Annotated in this window: 12 protein-coding genes; 5 read left to right on the top strand and 7 right to left on the bottom strand. The window is 62.1% G+C overall.

Features of this window, described 5'->3' with window-relative positions:
- Positions 1-7 precede the first annotated feature (7 nt).
- Positions 8-1,126, bottom strand: coding sequence for a DUF2491 family protein (locus BSY19_RS26840; RefSeq protein ID WP_150129374.1), 1,119 nt, complete (start codon positions 1,124-1,126; stop codon positions 8-10).
- 647 nt (positions 1,127-1,773) lie between these two features.
- Complete coding sequence (gene trxB, locus BSY19_RS01360; RefSeq protein ID WP_069052518.1) at positions 1,774-2,769, bottom strand: thioredoxin-disulfide reductase; 996 nt, start codon at positions 2,767-2,769, stop codon at positions 1,774-1,776.
- Positions 2,770-2,871: 102 nt separating this feature from the next.
- On the opposite strand from trxB, the gene recJ reads away from it, so the two are divergent.
- Complete coding sequence (gene recJ, locus BSY19_RS01355; protein WP_150129373.1) at positions 2,872-4,686, top strand: single-stranded-DNA-specific exonuclease RecJ; 1,815 nt, start codon at positions 2,872-2,874, stop codon at positions 4,684-4,686.
- 93 nt (positions 4,687-4,779) lie between these two features.
- On the top strand, positions 4,780-5,169 hold the full coding sequence (locus BSY19_RS01350; RefSeq protein ID WP_171905056.1) for a macro domain-containing protein: 390 nt from the start codon (positions 4,780-4,782) through the stop codon (positions 5,167-5,169).
- A 3-nt stretch (positions 5,170-5,172) separates the two neighbouring features.
- On the opposite strand, the gene BSY19_RS01345 is transcribed toward BSY19_RS01350, so the two are convergent.
- From BSY19_RS01345 to BSY19_RS01330, 4 genes are all read right to left on the bottom strand, one after another.
- Complete coding sequence (locus BSY19_RS01345) at positions 5,173-5,493, bottom strand: hypothetical protein (RefSeq protein ID WP_069052515.1); 321 nt, start codon at positions 5,491-5,493, stop codon at positions 5,173-5,175.
- 108 nt (positions 5,494-5,601) lie between these two features.
- Positions 5,602-7,053, bottom strand: a complete 1,452-nt coding sequence (locus BSY19_RS01340; protein WP_236840361.1) for an exopolysaccharide biosynthesis polyprenyl glycosylphosphotransferase — start codon at positions 7,051-7,053, stop codon at positions 5,602-5,604.
- The gene (locus tag BSY19_RS01335) at positions 7,053-8,321 is read right to left on the bottom strand and encodes a glycosyltransferase family 4 protein (RefSeq protein WP_069052514.1); all 1,269 of its coding nucleotides are present in this window, start codon (positions 8,319-8,321) and stop codon (positions 7,053-7,055) included. The genes BSY19_RS01340 and BSY19_RS01335 overlap by 1 nt, the downstream gene beginning before the upstream one ends.
- Complete coding sequence (locus BSY19_RS01330; RefSeq protein ID WP_069052513.1) at positions 8,318-10,405, bottom strand: hypothetical protein; 2,088 nt, start codon at positions 10,403-10,405, stop codon at positions 8,318-8,320. The genes BSY19_RS01335 and BSY19_RS01330 overlap by 4 nt, the downstream gene beginning before the upstream one ends.
- 175 nt (positions 10,406-10,580) lie before the next feature.
- On the opposite strand from BSY19_RS01330, the gene BSY19_RS01325 reads away from it, so the two are divergent.
- Genes BSY19_RS01325 through BSY19_RS01315 form a run of 3 tightly spaced genes read left to right on the top strand, consistent with a single transcriptional unit; the run spans position 10,581 to position 14,415 of the window.
- Entirely contained in the window at positions 10,581-11,510 is a 930-nt protein-coding gene (locus BSY19_RS01325) for a glycosyltransferase family 2 protein (RefSeq protein ID WP_069052512.1), read from the top strand.
- The gene (locus BSY19_RS01320; protein WP_069052511.1) at positions 11,510-13,486 is read left to right on the top strand and encodes a hypothetical protein; all 1,977 of its coding nucleotides are present in this window, start codon (positions 11,510-11,512) and stop codon (positions 13,484-13,486) included. The genes BSY19_RS01325 and BSY19_RS01320 overlap by 1 nt, the downstream gene beginning before the upstream one ends.
- Positions 13,486-14,415, top strand: coding sequence for a glycosyltransferase family 2 protein (locus BSY19_RS01315; protein ID WP_069052510.1), 930 nt, complete (start codon positions 13,486-13,488; stop codon positions 14,413-14,415). The genes BSY19_RS01320 and BSY19_RS01315 overlap by 1 nt, the downstream gene beginning before the upstream one ends.
- On the opposite strand, the gene BSY19_RS01310 is transcribed toward BSY19_RS01315, so the two are convergent.
- On the bottom strand, positions 14,390-15,379 hold the full coding sequence (locus BSY19_RS01310; protein ID WP_069052509.1) for a phosphoribosyltransferase family protein: 990 nt from the start codon (positions 15,377-15,379) through the stop codon (positions 14,390-14,392). The genes BSY19_RS01315 and BSY19_RS01310 overlap by 26 nt on opposite strands.
- Positions 15,380-15,491: the final 112 nt, after the last annotated feature.

The following is a 15,491-nucleotide window of genomic DNA, read 5'->3' as shown; positions in this document are numbered from 1 at the left end:
GGTCCAGTCAGATGAGCGAGAGGAAAGACGGATCGATGTCGATGCCGGCGTGGATGAGCACGCTGGCGTCCTCGCCGTCTTCGACGGCCGCGACGAGCAGGTACTCGCGGGTCGGAGAAGGAGTGCTTCGGCCGGTGTCGGCGGCGTAGAGCATCGCGGACGACTTCACGCGGCGGGTTCCGGCTTCATCAGTCCGGCTCTCGGTGATCGTGCGAGGCTCGACCCGAGCTTCGCCAGCCTGCCAGACGCGCTGGTAGGCCTTGCCGTCTTTGGTTTCGAAGGTCGGGAAACCGATCATGCCCTCAGCATCGTCGAGCCAGAATGCCCACTCCTCGCCCGATGATGGTGTGACCTCGTCGAAGCGCGAGAAGTAGCGGGCTTCGACAGGCTTTCCGGCGTCGAGCTGGATCTGGAGGAAGGCTTCGCTGCCCAGGTGCAGCCGCCAGAGATCACGATCGAGGCGACCGACTGCTGTGACCGTGACCGCCGACGGCCCGACCGAAACCCCCTCCGGTGCGACCACTTTCGTGGCGGCCCCCGCCAGAAGGAACATGCTGCCGTCGAGAGTGATGACCTGCCCAAGCCGGAAAGGATCACGGGGCTTGGCGTCGGCTGTCGTTACCCTCGCCTTTGCCAGATTCCTCAGGGTCGAAAGCGCACCCATTTTATTGTCCCTCTTGCGTGCGGAGTTTCTGAGGGCGGCTCGGACCAGCAGCACGCCGATCAGTCCAAATCCCAGGCAGAAGATGAGGATCATCAGGAATGACAGGAACGATCCCGCCGACGATGCAGTGGCCTGCCCTGCGTTGACGGTCTGCGCCGTACCGAAGGGATTGCTGACGCGGGCCTGTTCAGGCCGCACCCCGGCCGGAACGACTTGCGCGGATGGAGAGGGAACAGGTTCGGCTTTCAGCCTCTCGTCCAGATCCGAGAGCTTCAGCCTGAGATCGAGATTGTCCTTCGCGATCTCGTCGGCCTGGGAACGCCATGCGGTGTAGCCTGGGTCTGATCGATTGGCAGCAAACCATGCAGCGTGACCAGGACGAGACAGGCTCTCCAGCATCCACCACATGAAGAACGGATTCCAGGAACCGTAGGCGGCATCGGTGCGTGCGTAGGAAGGCACGTTCCAGGAGGGATCACGCTGCCAACCGCCAGACGGCGCCTGCTGCGGCCTTGGCTGGCTCCAACCCGTCGCTCGGGGCTCGGCCGGCCGCGAAGGCCGCGACCAGGTCCATCCTGTATTCGGGACGCTGCTGGGCACCGATGGCGCCGAGACCGATGGCCGAGAGGAAGGCTCGGTGCGTGTTTCCGGAGCAGCCCGATCCTGCCGGAACTGGCGCAGTGCGTCCGAAGACGCCTTGCGATCATAGGAGCGGTCCGAAAGCGAAGACGCCGGCGCAGCACTGCCGGTCGAAGCCGAAGGAGCAGACGGGCGGCCATAGCCCCCTGAGCTCGCCGGCGAGCGCGAAGGAGCCGAGACCGATGGACGCGAATAGCTCGACGACGACGAAACCGACGGACGGGAATACCCGCCACTGCTGCTGCGCCCTTTGGCCAGAGCATCGCCGACCGCGCTGAGCAGCACGAGTCCGACAACAGAAAGGCGAAGAATATGGTTCAGCGTCTCAATCCCTGCGAAGTTGCTTCGCGACGCCCCCAATATGGATGGGCTCGCTGGTAAATCCATATGATGGGCAAATCATTTCTTGCCTATCCACGGATTGGATTGCCTATCCTTAATGTCGAGCTAAGGAGCGGCGCTTCCCGTCTTCAGGCTGCGACTGCCTGATCGATGTCAGCGCCCGCCTCCGCGCCCGACGAAATGGGGCGCTCCATGAGAAATCGCTCCACTTCGAGCGCGGCCATGCACCCCATGGCCGCGGCAACGACGGCTTGTCGCTGAGGGGTCTGGGCCGCGTCACCCGCGCACCATGCGACCTCGCTTGAGGTCTGCGTCGACCAGGGCTTGATCGCGATGTAGCCGGTCTCGTCCATGTCGAGCTGACCGCGAAACAGGGCCGTCGCCGGGTCATGGCCGATCGCAACGAAGACGCCGTGTGTGGAGATCTCCTGCATCTCACCGGTGGCGACATGGCGCAGGCGCACCCCGGTGACCGACTTGACCGGCTCCCGATCGCCGAGGACCTCCTCGACGACGTGGTCCCAGATCACGGTGATCTTCGGGTTTGCGAGAAGGCGATCGCGCAACACAGCCTCGGCGCGCACGAAGTTGCGGCGATGCACGAGGGTCACCTTCGAGGCCAGATTGGACAGGTAGAGCGCCTCCTCGACAGCCGTGTTTCCGCCGCCGACGACCACGACCTCCTTGCCGCGATAGAAGAAGCCGTCGCAGACGGCACAGCTGCTGACGCCGGATCCGGAGAACTCCAGCTCTGAAGGCAGGCCAAGCCACCGCGCCTGGGCACCGGTGGCGATGATCACCGTGTCGGCGAGATATTCGTCGCCCGAATCCCCAACAGCGCGCACCGGGCGGCACGACAGGTCAACAGAGACGATGATGTCGCTGACCAGGGTGCTGCCCACGTTCTGCGCCTGTTGGCGCATCTGCTCCATCAGATCGGGACCCTGGACCGCATGAGCGAACCCCGGATAGTTCTCCACCTCCGACGTGATGGTCAGCTGACCACCAGGCTGGAGCCCGGTCACCAGAATGGGCGCGAGATTGGCCCTGGCCGCATAGATTGCAGCCGAGTAACCGGCAGGGCCCGATCCGATGATCAGAACCTTTGTTGTGTGAACCGTCATGTCCGTCGCCTTGCCGCTCGAATCGTGAACTGATCGCGATCTGAAGCGACTGCCTGGCGAGCGTCAAACGATTCGCTTTTCATTCCTTCGGATTGACGTGGATTGCGAATTGCCGACGTCGACACTTGCCGCCGATTCATTCACATTCGGACCATGACAGAAATCGCCAATTCGCCTCCGAAGTTCTGCGCCCCGCGATCGGCCAAGAACCGGACGTACTCGCTGCGCGCCGCGCCTCCCCATAGCGTTCCCGGCGAAATCGATCCTCGCGTGGCGGCCGTTGCCGCAGCACGCGGGGCCGGCGATCTGGAGTCGTTTTTCAACCCCAACTTCAAGGCGTCGATGCCGGACCCCAGCCGGCTTGCGGATATGCAGGTCGCCGCGGCTCGCTTCGCCAAAGCCGTCGAGGCCGGGGAAAGCATCGGACTGATCGGGGACTATGACGTCGATGGCGCGACCTCGTCGGCTATCGTCATTCGTTTCCTGCGGATGCTCGGGCATGAGAAGGTCGTCTGGCGGATCCCGCATCGCATTCGAGACGGATACGGCCCCAATACGAGGCTCGTGGACGAGATCGCCGCGGTCGGCGCCAGTCTTCTGGTCATTCTCGATTCCGGCACGGCTGCGATCGAGCCGGTCGCGCGCGCCCGGTCGCTCGAACTCGACGTTCTGATCATCGATCACCACGAGGCGGGTGAGACGCTGCCCGATGCCGTCTTGGTCAATCCCAAGCGTCCTGACGAAGATCGCTCGCTCGACTATCTCTGCACGGCCGGCCTGGCCTTCCTGTTTGCTGTCGCCGTCATGCGCGAGCTGCGAGTGACAGGCTTCTTCGAGCGCAAGGCCATGACGCCTCCCGACATTCGTGGCCTGCTGGGCCTCGTCGCCCTGGGAACAGTCGCTGACGTCGTGCCACTCGTCGGCCTCAACCGGGCTTATGTCGCCTTGGGCCTTCCCCGCATGGGCGACATCGCCGGCATTCGCGCCCTGGTCGACGCGACTGGCGAGCAGAACTTCACCCCTGTCTCCTGCGGCTTCGTCTTCGGTCCCTGCATCAATGCCGCGGGGAGGATCGACGATATGAGCCTGGGCGCGGAGCTCCTCGTGACCGAGGATCCCAAGCGCGCCGAGTTCCTCGCGCTTCAGCTCCACGAAATGAACCAGGAGCGACAGAAGATGCAAAAGCTGGCTGTCCAGTCGGCGAAGGACGCTGTCGTCGAAACCGGGCAGGATACCGGCACCGGCGTCATCGTCCTTCACGATGAGAACTGGCATCCGGGTGTCGTCGGCCTGGTCGCGGCAAAGGTGCGTGAGGCCTTCGACAAGCCGGCGATCATCATCGGCAATTCAGGCAAGGGCTCCTGCCGGTCGGTCGATGGCTACAATATCGGTGAGAACGTGATCGCGGCCTATCAAGCAGGTCTTCTGGTCAAGGGAGGCGGTCACGCAGCTGCAGCTGGCCTCACCCTCGATGCGCCCAAGCTCGACGCGCTCAGGGCGTTCATGAACGCGTCCATTACGGGCTTCGAGCCGCCGGCTGTCGCCGTCGATTTCCTCATGGAATGCGGGGCGCTCCAGCCAGACCTCGTCGAAGCGTTCGACAAGCTGGCGCCGTTCGGCCAGGGCAACCCAAAGCCGCGTATCGGCGTAATCGGGGGCTTCGTTCGCAAGGTGCAGATTCTGAAGTCACTTCACGTGAAGGCTTGGCTGTCAGGATCCGAAGGCGATACCGTCATCCTGCTCTTCAACGCGATCGGAACGCCTCTCGGCGACCAGCTGTCGCGCTCCGAAGGCAAGCAGGTGGATGTGGTCGGAGTTGCCGAGGTCTCAACCTATGGCGGCGTCACCAGCGTCGTCCTGAAGCCCGAGGACGTCTTCTTCGGGGTCGATGCTCACGCCCAGGCCTACGCGGCCTGACGGGGATCCCTGATGAAGCTTGAGTACCGTCGTGGGGATCTGTTCAAGGGCCCGGAGCGCGCGATCGCCCATGGCTGCAACGCGCTCGGGAAAATGGGCAAGGGCTTCGCAAAAGCTCTGGCGGACACCTATCCCGAGGCTGCCCAGATCTACCTCGACCAACCCGGATACACGCTTGGTCAGGTCATCCCCTGGATCGGTCCCGACCGCATCGTCTTGCACCTGATCACACAGGAGAAGATCCAGAGGAAGGGTGAACCGAGACAGCGCTGGGTCAGCTATGACGCCGTGCGAGCAGCGTTCGCGATGATCGAGCGCGGCGCGGCCAGACACCTCGCCCGTCAGGAAGGGTTCTTCTTCGATCAGCCGCGGCTGGCAATCCCGAAGATCGGCTCGGATCTGGGCGGCGGCGACTGGAAGGAGATCGAGGCGATCATCGAACAGGAAATCGCCTCGATCCAGGTCGTGGTCTACGAACTCTGAGGCTCAGCCGTCCCAGGCCGAGCGCGGCCGGCGGCGGAAGTCGGTCGAGCGGTCCATGCGCTTCAGATCGATGCGCTCCTCGACAATGACTTCGTGAGCCGGGATTGCAGTGTTGATCCCGCAGCCGAGCACGGCCTTCTCGCAGGGTGTCCAGTAGCTGCGGGCGTCCTGCGACCGGATTTCCTGGGACGGGCAGCAGACGCCATCCCGAATGTCGGGTCGCGCAGCTCCGATCAGGAAAGGTCCGTGCTGCAGCGTATCGCGCGCACACCCCCCAAGGACAGAGGTAGCGACGATGAAAAGCGCGATGGTCTGAATACGCATGGCGTGTCCTGATGCAATGAATCGTATCGTTCCATCATGCTTGAACATGCGGATCAAAAATACTCAATCCTTGTACGCTATCCACGATTCGCGTGGTTGGCGGATGCCTCAATAGGCGCCGCGCCGCACCATGAGCGCCGGCAATGTCTTCATCAGCACGACAGCATCGATCCAAAGAGACCAGTTTCTGACGTACCAGGCATCGAGCTCGATGCGGCGGTCATAGGTTGTGTCGTTGCGGCCCGAGACCTGCCACAGACCGGTCAGCCCCGGGTTTACGCCGAGATAGATCCTGGCTGCATCTCCGTAGCGCTCAAGCTCCGCCGCAACGACGGGCCGCGGACCGACAAGAGACATCTCGCCTGCCAGGACATTCCAGAGCTGGGGAATTTCGTCGATGGCACTGGTGCGCATGAAGCGGCCGATCCTGGTCGTGCGAGGATCTTGCTTCAGCTTGCGGTCTCGGGCCCATTCGTCTCTTGCCTGCGGGTCGGACGCCAATAGCGAGGCCAAACGCTGGTCTGCGTCCAAAACCATGGAGCGGATCTTCCAGACGCGGATCATGCGGCCGCGGCGCCCAACGCGCGTCTGGGCGTAGAACGGATTGCCGCCGTCCAACGCGACCAGCATGGCAAACGTTACAGCGACAGGTCCAAGAACGATGAGGCCGAGCATCGAGCACATGACGTCGACCAATCGCTTGATGACCCGAGCGACCGGATTGTCGAGGCCGCGGCGCTCGACCAGGAGAACGGCATCATGGCCAAACAGCACGAGCGGCCGCATCGAGGCGAGGCCCAGCCCACCCAAAGGCGGGCACAATGCGAACGGGACGCCCTCATGCGACAGGTGGTGGGCAATGCTGGTGGCCTGGATGTCGCTATCGCCTCCCATGGCAATCACCGCCATCCTGGCCCCGGATCGGCGCACGAGGTGCGCCGCATCGCCAGCATGAGCGTCGATGCTGGCTCCGACCACCTTGAACCCCAGCAGCGTCTCTGCCTCGATCGCGGTCCGGACGGGTCCCTCAGGGTCACCGAACAGAAAAACGTCCATTCGACGGATCGCCAGGCGTGTCAGCGCCCATTTGATCCACGAGCGCACCAGGACGCAGATCGGGATGTAGAGAGCCCAGGATATGGCCACCCACAGGCGGCTGACATGCTCCTTTGCCGCGTATTCGATGAATCCCTCGGCAACCAGGCAGAGCGCGGCTGCCGAGATGACGTCACGAACTTCGCTCCAGAACGGGATGCGTTCGCTGTAATGCCCCCGCGAGTGCATCCACAATGCGCAGACCAGCAGGACCGGGAATGCGAATGGTGCCCTGTCCTGCACTGCTTTTGACAGGCTCACGAATTGATGGTCGCGCAGCAACTCGCTGATCATATGCGCCAGCTTGAACGCCAGCCCTGATGCCACGAACGCGGCAACGATGTCGGACGAAACAAGGGCGCCGGCGTGAACCAGCCGGCTGAGGACGCCGCGCGATCGCAGCGGCATCGTCACCGGCTTGCCAACCTGCCGAAAGCGATGGTCCGCAGCGTCGGGCGAGGTCATCAGGCAGCAACGCGCAGCAGGTCGCGCTCTCTGTTCAGCAGTCCCGTGATCGTCGCAGCAATGGTCTCGGGGTCATGGTCCTTCCGGGCCACGGCTGCACTCGCCATGCCCAGCCAGCTGAGGACGTCCTTCCTTCCACCCTCTGCGACCAGATTCCCGATTGTCTTCTCGATCATATCGGGAGAGGCGCACACCACGGCGTCGATACCCTCTTGCAGGTCGAGCCCCTCCACGCCCTTGAGGGTGGTGATGATGGGGACACCGCGCGCCATCGCATCGAGGAGTTTCGTCTTGATCCCCGTGCCGGTGACGATCGGGGCAACCATCACGGCATCGGGCCCGAGGAAGCTGTCGAGATCAGCGACGAAGCCAAGCCCTTCGACGTGTTCCAGCGGAAAACTCTCGGTGCCCGGGCCCGCAGCCTGAAAGCTGAAGGAGGTGCGTGATGCTGCGTCTCCCTTCAGGCGCCCGGCCATTGCATCGAGATAGCGCAGCGCCTGAGCGTTTGGCGCATAATTGGCGTTCCCGAGAAAAACGAACCGGATGCCATGGCTGAAGTCCCGCCGCGCAACGACGGCTTTCTCGACGGACGGAGGGATTGCCACGACTTCCAGGCCAGTGCGTGCGAAGTCGGTGTGGTAGTTCCTCGCTTCTCGCGGTGATACCAGCACGACCGCATCAGCCTGACGGGCGGCTCTAGCCTCGGCATTCGCTGTCAGCCTGGCCTCGAGGCCGAGGAGAAGCCCCGGAGCAATGCCCGCAATTCGCTTCAGCAAAGAGGGCGTCTTTGCAGCATATGAACCCAGCAGGTTTCTCTCTCCGCCGCGGCGCATCTGCCGATAGCGGTCGGACAGTCGATCGTCCATGTCGACGATCACGCGGCTATTTGCCGACACCAGCCGAATATCCTCGACCAGACCTGCCAATCGGATCATGTCGAGCATCACGACGGACGGCTTCGTATCGGCGATCTCACGCAGGATCGCCTTCGACGTCTCGCCGGCCGCAAACAGATGGCTCTGAAGCGGAGCGTGAGGCTCGAAGATCACCGAGATCGCCGAGCTGATGACGCCCGGGCGGCGCAGGTGAACCGTCTTGGCGACATAGCCGGGAATGGCAGAGCCAGGATGCGCGTCGTTCGAGACCGCGATCAGCACGATTTCATGCGTCCTGGCCGCGACTTCCAAGGTCTGGGCAATCATACGCTGGCGGCCCGAGGCGATGGGCCATGGCCAGCGCGACGCCACATAGACGAGGGTCGGTTTCATGAGCGCGCCTCGAAAAAGGAACGCACAACCGCCAGATCGATGGGCATCAGGTTTGCCAGCCCGAGTTCCAGGGCGCGTTTGATGGCGGTCTGATAGGCGCGCTTGTCGCCGAGAGCCTGAGCCTGTTTGGCGAGTAGCCAGTGCCTGACAGGGTCAGTCTCGATAGTGCGCGGCAGAAACCGGCCGACGGCCGCGACAACCTCCTGGGGCCGCTTCTCAGCGTCCAGCCAGGTGATGAAAGGGATGACCTTGTCGGTCCGGCCGGGGGCCAGCTTCAGGTACAGGTCGAGGTCATCGCCCCAGAAGGCAAAATCCTCGCTCAGCGTCTTCAACAGGATTGGGTTGTCAGAACCCAACACCTGAGCGAGGCGCCAGCGCGCGTCGAGCGAGGTCATGGCTCCAAGCACGTCACCACGCGCCGCATAGGAGCGCATCAGGCATGAATAACTGGCGATGTTGTTCCTCAGCATGGCGAGGTCGACGATTGCCAGCTGATCGGGCCTAGCCTCGATCCGACGAAGCATGACGCGATAGAGCTGGGCATTCAGTTCATGGCTCGGCATCGAAACGGCGCTGAAGCCGCTGCAGACACCGGCCGGCACGGCCGGCAGCGGGACAAAAGCTCGCTCGAAGCGTGCGCCCGCTGCTGCAGAATAGGCGAACGCGGCAGCGGCAGCGAAGCAGATCGAAACCAGGCCGAAGCCCAGCGTCATGATCACCGAGGAAAGGCTCACTGAATTGAGATTGGGCTGCACCAGCGGGCCTGATCGCCGAGCTGCAGGGTTGAGAACGGCCACGAGGCCGAGCGCAATCAGCGGAGCGGCCGCGTTGACGAAGAACCAGAGAGAGCCACCCACCACGATTGCCGAGAGGAAAGTGATGGCTGCTTCCGGTCTCCAGGCGCGAATTTCTCGGCCGACGGAATAGACAAAACCCAGCCAGAGAAGGCCTCCCAGAAGGCCAACGGACAGCACAGTTTCGAGCAGGGCGTTATGAGAGTGGAACGCTGCCTTCTGGTCGCCGTCCCAGTAGGCGAGCGACGCCGTTGGCAACGGAGTCTGCATGCGGCGACCCGGCGCCTCACGGCTTCGCGTCTGGGCAACCGTATCGAAAGCGCCGAAGCCGCGGCCTGCGATGAGGTGAGCCGGATCGGCGAGCACGTCATGGGCAACCAGTCGCGCGGTCACCGAACGCTGCCAGAGCGTCCCATAGGGCTTGGTCGCAATAGCGACATGGTCGATTGGCGCCGTTGAGGGAATGCCAGGAGCGACGCTGACCGAGGAAATCGCAACGCCCTGGAACACTGGTGCCAGTAGTGGAAGCGCGACGGCTATTGCCAGCGTCGCCGCGACAGCCAGTGAAGCCGCCGCCTGCGATAGCTTCCTCTGGTCATGACAGCGCCTCGCCAGAACGATCCCGAGTAGGGCGATGGCCAGCGCAAGCCCGACAGAGCGATTGGCCGCCACCACCGTACCCGCCAGCGCGATCGTAATCGCCATCGCAACGCTCCAACGGCGGCGAAGGGCCAGAAGCGGCACGGCGGCGAAGAGCGCATTGATGCCGATGTATTCCGGGAAGTCATAGACGGTGAAGGTGACGCCTTCGCTCCAGACAGGCTTGGTCAGATGCAGGATCGCGCAGATGGCGACCGAGATCGGTGCGCCCAAAGCCATCGCGACACGCCATTCGGGTCTGTCGCGCCATGCAACGTGGAAGCCCAGCACGAGGATCGCCAGCTCCAGATGCCAGAGGATGCCAACCCCATGCTCCATCGTGCCGTGGAGCGACCGGCGCCAGTCATCGCCGAAGCCGAAGGTCGCCAGCAGCGCGCCAAGCGCCGCAATCGCAGCGATCCATAGTGCTGGCTTAGAGATGGAATGACTGACTGCGGCCGGCGCAACCGTCGTCAGCAGCATCAGAAGCATCGCTGTCGCACTCGCGAGGACATGCAGTCCGACCGATACCGTCTCGACCTGCCGAAATACCCCGCCGTCAAACACCGGCAAGGCCATGAAGATCACGAATGGGGAAACGACCGCAATCGCCGCCAGGGCTGCGACGATCAGGTTGGCTGTCTTCTGCATGTCGATTCCGGGTTTGCGCTTTTCAGTCCCAGGATCGTGGTGCATTCCAATTTTCGGATCAAGGATCGGTTCACAGATCGTTTCGCAATCCACGAGGATTGCGTTCGCCAGACCATTGATAAGCGCTCTCTCCTATAGGAGTTTAGCTCATTCCTTTCACGGTGCCGCGAATCGCATGACGTCTCCCGACCAGTCCCTGTCCATCGCTATCTGCACCAGAAACCGCCCCGCCAGCGTGGCGCTCACGCTCAGCCACATCTGGCGTCAGGCGCGCCATCTCGGCACCGGCGTCGAGGTCATCCTGGTCGACGACGGCGAAATCGAAGACGCTACGGTCGAAGCCTGGGCAATGGATGCCGTCGTTGCCGGCGCCACTCTGCGATATCTGCGCAAGAGCCCCGATATGCGGGGGCTGTATGAGTCCAGAAAGCTGGCGGTCTTAGAGGCCAGCTCTGAGATCGTCCTGTTCCTTGATGACGACGTCACCATCGGACGCAACTACCTGAGCCGGGTGCTGAACACCTTCGCGGACAATCCGGATATCGCCGGTGTTGGCGGTGTCGATCAGCTGTCGTTGCCAGCTGGGCAGGGTGGGCTGGGAGAAGCCTTCGCGCGGCTTTTTCTCATGTCGTCCGGTGATCCCGGCAAATTGAGTGCAAGCGGCATGAACTACTCCCAGGCGATGTGGCGACTGCAGGCCGACGCCTTCGCCTCGGAGTTCCTTCACGGATGCAACATGGCCTTCAGGCGCTCTGCTCTGCTTCGCCTGCCTGACATGTCCTGGCTCACAGGCCACTCCCCCTGTGAAGACCTCGTCCTGTCTTATGAGGCGAGCCGATGGGGCAAGCTGGTGGTCGATCCGAACCTCCGAGTTTACCACCTCGCCATCGAAGGCGGTCGTGGCAACATGCGCGAGCGCCTGAAGGCTCGTGTCGGCAATGCCGCGAGGTTCCAGATCCATCGGAAGGGCCGTCTCGGCCTGCCGTTCATCTGGTCCGCGTGCGGCATGCTGGCAAAAGACCTCGCAAAGGCGATCAAGGATACCCGATCCCCCTTCGTGGGCATTCGTGATGTCCTGTTCGGATATGCGGGAGCGATCAGGTGATGGGTGCTCCCCTGATGGGTTTCCCCACTGACCTTGACCTCGTTTCTTTCGATGTCTTCGACACGCTCGTGTTGCGCGCCGTCGGGCGCCCTGTTGACGTCTTCGAGATCATGGCACGGCGTCGGCCTGACCTCTTTCCATCTGACTTCGCCAAATTGCGGGTAGCCGCTGAGATGAATGCGCGTCGTCATTCGGGCACCTCCACGGCAGAAGATGTCACCCTGGCGCAAATTTATGCCCAGATGGCTGGGCGCCTTCGAGGCACGCCAGACGCTTGCATGACTGCCGAAATCGAAACCGAGATCTCGCTCTGTCGCCCGCGGTCCGACATCAAGACTATCTTCGATGAGGCTGTCGCGGCCGGTCACCGGATCATCGCGATCTCGGACATGTATCTGCCGGCAGATGCTGTCAGTGCTATTCTGGCCAAATGCGGGTACGGCTCGATCCCATTGTACGTTTCGAGCGAATTGGGCTTCACCAAGAACTCTGGGCGCATCTTTGATGAGATCGAGGCGCTGGAGGGTGTCCCCTTTCGCCGATGGCTTCATCTTGGGGATAATGAGCGCGCAGACGTCATGAGTGCCCGCAGTCGGGGCATCCGAACCATACACACTCATCTCAAGGAGGATCCTCTCGGGATCAGCTCAGATACCGACTGGGTGGACGGGATCTACCGGCGCATCGGCACGATCGTCGCGCAGTCCGAACCCAAAGTCGGCGATGCGGATGATTTCTGGCAGCAGATTGCAGTCTCGATTGCAGCACCGATGATCGTCGGTCTTTGCGCGGAAATCCGCCGCAGAGCTGATCGACTCGGCGCGCATTCGATCTACTTCCTCGCTCGTGACGGCCTCGTGATCCAGAAGGCATACGAGGTGCTCTATCCAGATGATCAGCGTCCGCATGTCTACCTGCATGCCTCGCGTCGGGTCGTGAACTTCACAGCCATCACGCGGATCGACGCAACGGCGCTCAAATTCCTGTCAGGCGGGAAAGACCACATGACGCTCGGAGATATCCTTCGGCGCGTCGGCATCGTGGATCCAGACCTGACCATGCGCGCAGCGGCGGCTGGCGGCTTTGATATCGAGACTGTCAATCCTCGAAGCGACAAGCTCGCCAAGGCACTGCTCGTGTGCGAAGCGGCCATAGTGGCCCGCGCTTCGCAAGAGCGAGCGGTGTTCAGACGCTACCTGGAAAGTGTGGGTTTCGACCGGTCAGGAACGAGCTTGATCGTCGATGTCGGTTGGTTTTGCTCGATTCAGCACGCGCTTCAAAAGCTCGTCGACGAGAGCAACTGGGCAACCACAGTGGCTGGTGTCTATCTCGGTACCAAGCCCGAAGCCTATGCCGCCAATGCCAGCTTCCCCGCTTGGGGCTGGCTCTATCACGGCGACGGACCCGCACACGCCCGCAAAGCGCTCGATCGATGCACCGAGTTCGTTGAGCTGCTGTTTGCATCGCCCGAGCACGGGATCATCGGGCTGGAGGAGAGATCCGGTTCGTTTGAGCCGGTGCGTCACGTCCAGGCGGATGAAGAGACCCGGATCTTCGTCGCAGAGCGGCTCCACCAGGGAGTTGTAGCGACCTGCCGTCTCTTGGTTGAGCATCAGCTCGTCGACGAAGCGACGAACAGCGCTGATCTCACATTGCGCCGTCTCGATGGGTTCCTTCTCAAGCCACAGGCGCCGTGGGTCGCCTTCCTCTCGCCCTTGCGACATTCGCTTGGCTTCGGAGCATCCCATTACAGCTCGTTCGTGCATCAGAACACGCGTTGGCGCTCACCGAAGTCGATCATCAATGCGATGCTGACCTCGTTCTGGCGGGAGGGCTTCGTCGCTACGGCGCCTCGGCAGATCAGGTTCCCGGTCTATCTCGCTGTGTCCTTCGGACTTCCCGCCTGGCGTCTTTGCTGCCGCATTGCCAAGGCGCTCCAAAGACGCCTCCCCCGCGTTGAGCGCGAGGTTCTCTGATGAAGCTTTCCGTCGTCATTCCGACCCACAACCGTCGCGACCAGGTCATTGCAGCGGTCGAGAGTGCTCTGAATCAAACCCATGCCGTCGACGAGGTCATTGTCGTCGACGACTGTTCGGCCGACGACACCATCGAGCACGTCAACGCATCGTTCCGGAGCGATGCCCGGGTTCGCATTCTCGCCTCACCAGTCAACGGCGGAGCCTGCGTGGCGCGCAACAACGGGATCGAGGCAGCTCAAGGAGACTGGATTGCGTTCCTTGACTCGGACGACCTCTGGGATGCCGAAAAGATCGAGGTTCAGCTCGACGAGCTAGGGCGCAACGCTGAAGCGATCGCATGTTTTTGCGGGATGACAGCCTATCGTGATGGCGAGACCCTTTACGAGCTCATCCCGCCCGCACCATTCCAGGAAAGCGACCTCTGGATCAAAAACACTCTGGGTTCGACATCAAACGCGATTGTCCGGGCGGATGTGCTCAAGTCGATAGGCGGCTTCGATCCGGCACTGCCTTCTTGCCAGGATTGGGATCTTTTCCTGAGGATCGCAGCCACGGGCCCGATCTCGACAGTCACGCGATCGCTCGTCCGATACAGTGAGGGCAATCACGTTCGCATCTCGAACTCCCAGTCGAAAGTCCTGGCGGGCCACAAGGCGATCTTCGCCCGGATCCTGCCGCGTATTTCTGACCCAGAGCGGCGCTCAGACGTTGCGGCTGAACATGCTCTCTTTCCGGCTGAGCTCGCTTTCCATGTCGAAGGACGGCGGATAATCGGCTTGATGAAGGGTCTCCGCGCCGTCGTTATCACTCCTCGTGCAGTGGCATTGAAGCGGTTTCTTCAACTGGTCGCGGCAGCTGCATGGCAGATCAAGTCGTCGACGCTTTCACCCATCAAACGCCTCATGCACGCCCAGCGAGACGCTTGAAGGTTCCGTAGACCCTGTCGCCGACCACCTTCTTGCCCGCACTTTTGGTGATCCAGATCAAGCTTCGAGCGATCTGCCCAGAACGGTTCGAAATTGCCGGCGCAGTAAAGCTGCCTGGCGTATGAACGCTTCGGTCCTCCAGACAATACACGGGCTTTCCTGACAACCGGGCGATCTCGGATGCCTGCCGAACGTCGCTCTCGACGAACAGCTCGAACGCTGACTGCCGGTAGAATGTCGCCTTGTGGAGCGCATGCGAGCCGCTCCGAATACGAGCTGCCTTGTTTGGCAGGTCGAGCATGATCAGGTGACCGTAGCTGAGCCCAGCCTGTTCGAGCCACCGCTCGGTATGAGGCCTGTACTTTTCGAGGCGATTGGTCACGAAGGCTCCGACCCGACGCGTGGGCAGGTGAAGCGCCTTGGCGTGATCGAGAAACTGGGCATAGCGCAGTCCATCATCGTTTTCGTCTTCGGTCGGATCGACACAGACGACGCCATCAATATCCACGCAGGCCCTTTCAAGGATAGGGTGATGCATGATGTTCCACTCGAATGCGCGCGGGTGGGGAACGACTTCAAGCGAGATGTCGACGGGAGCACTCCGGGTAGTTGCAAAGGCGACGAGCGTCACCACTTCAACCGCCGGCCGTGCTGCAGCAATCGCCCGCTGTGCCTGCGTGAGAGACGTGCCGGTGTCGATGCTGTCGTCGATGAGCAGGATCCGCCTGACAACGCCTGCCTCGACATCGAGACCTGCATGTCGACGGGTGTGCCCTGAGGCCAGGAGACGTCCCTCGCAAAATCCTGCGACGTCGGCCATCGGGCGGTTCGTGGCGAGCGCGATCAACGATGCGACCATCAGACCACTACGCGGGATGCCCACGACGACATCGATGTCACGGGGCAATCGATCCATGTTCCTGGCAATCAGGAGGCTGAGATCTGAAACCGAGCGGTAGTTCATCAAGAGCACCGATTCACAGGAACGTTCCTGCAATCATTGCCATGATTATGGATAGCGCACGATCTGGAATTGACGTTCCCCACCGATTGGTTGCTGATCGAGCAATGACCCG

Origin of the sequence: Bosea sp. RAC05 (assembly GCF_001713455.1) — a bacterium.
Taxonomy (GTDB): Bacteria; Pseudomonadota; Alphaproteobacteria; order Rhizobiales; family Beijerinckiaceae; genus Allobosea.
Note: the sequence above shows the minus strand (reverse complement) of the source record. Positions and strands in the feature narration are given on the sequence as shown.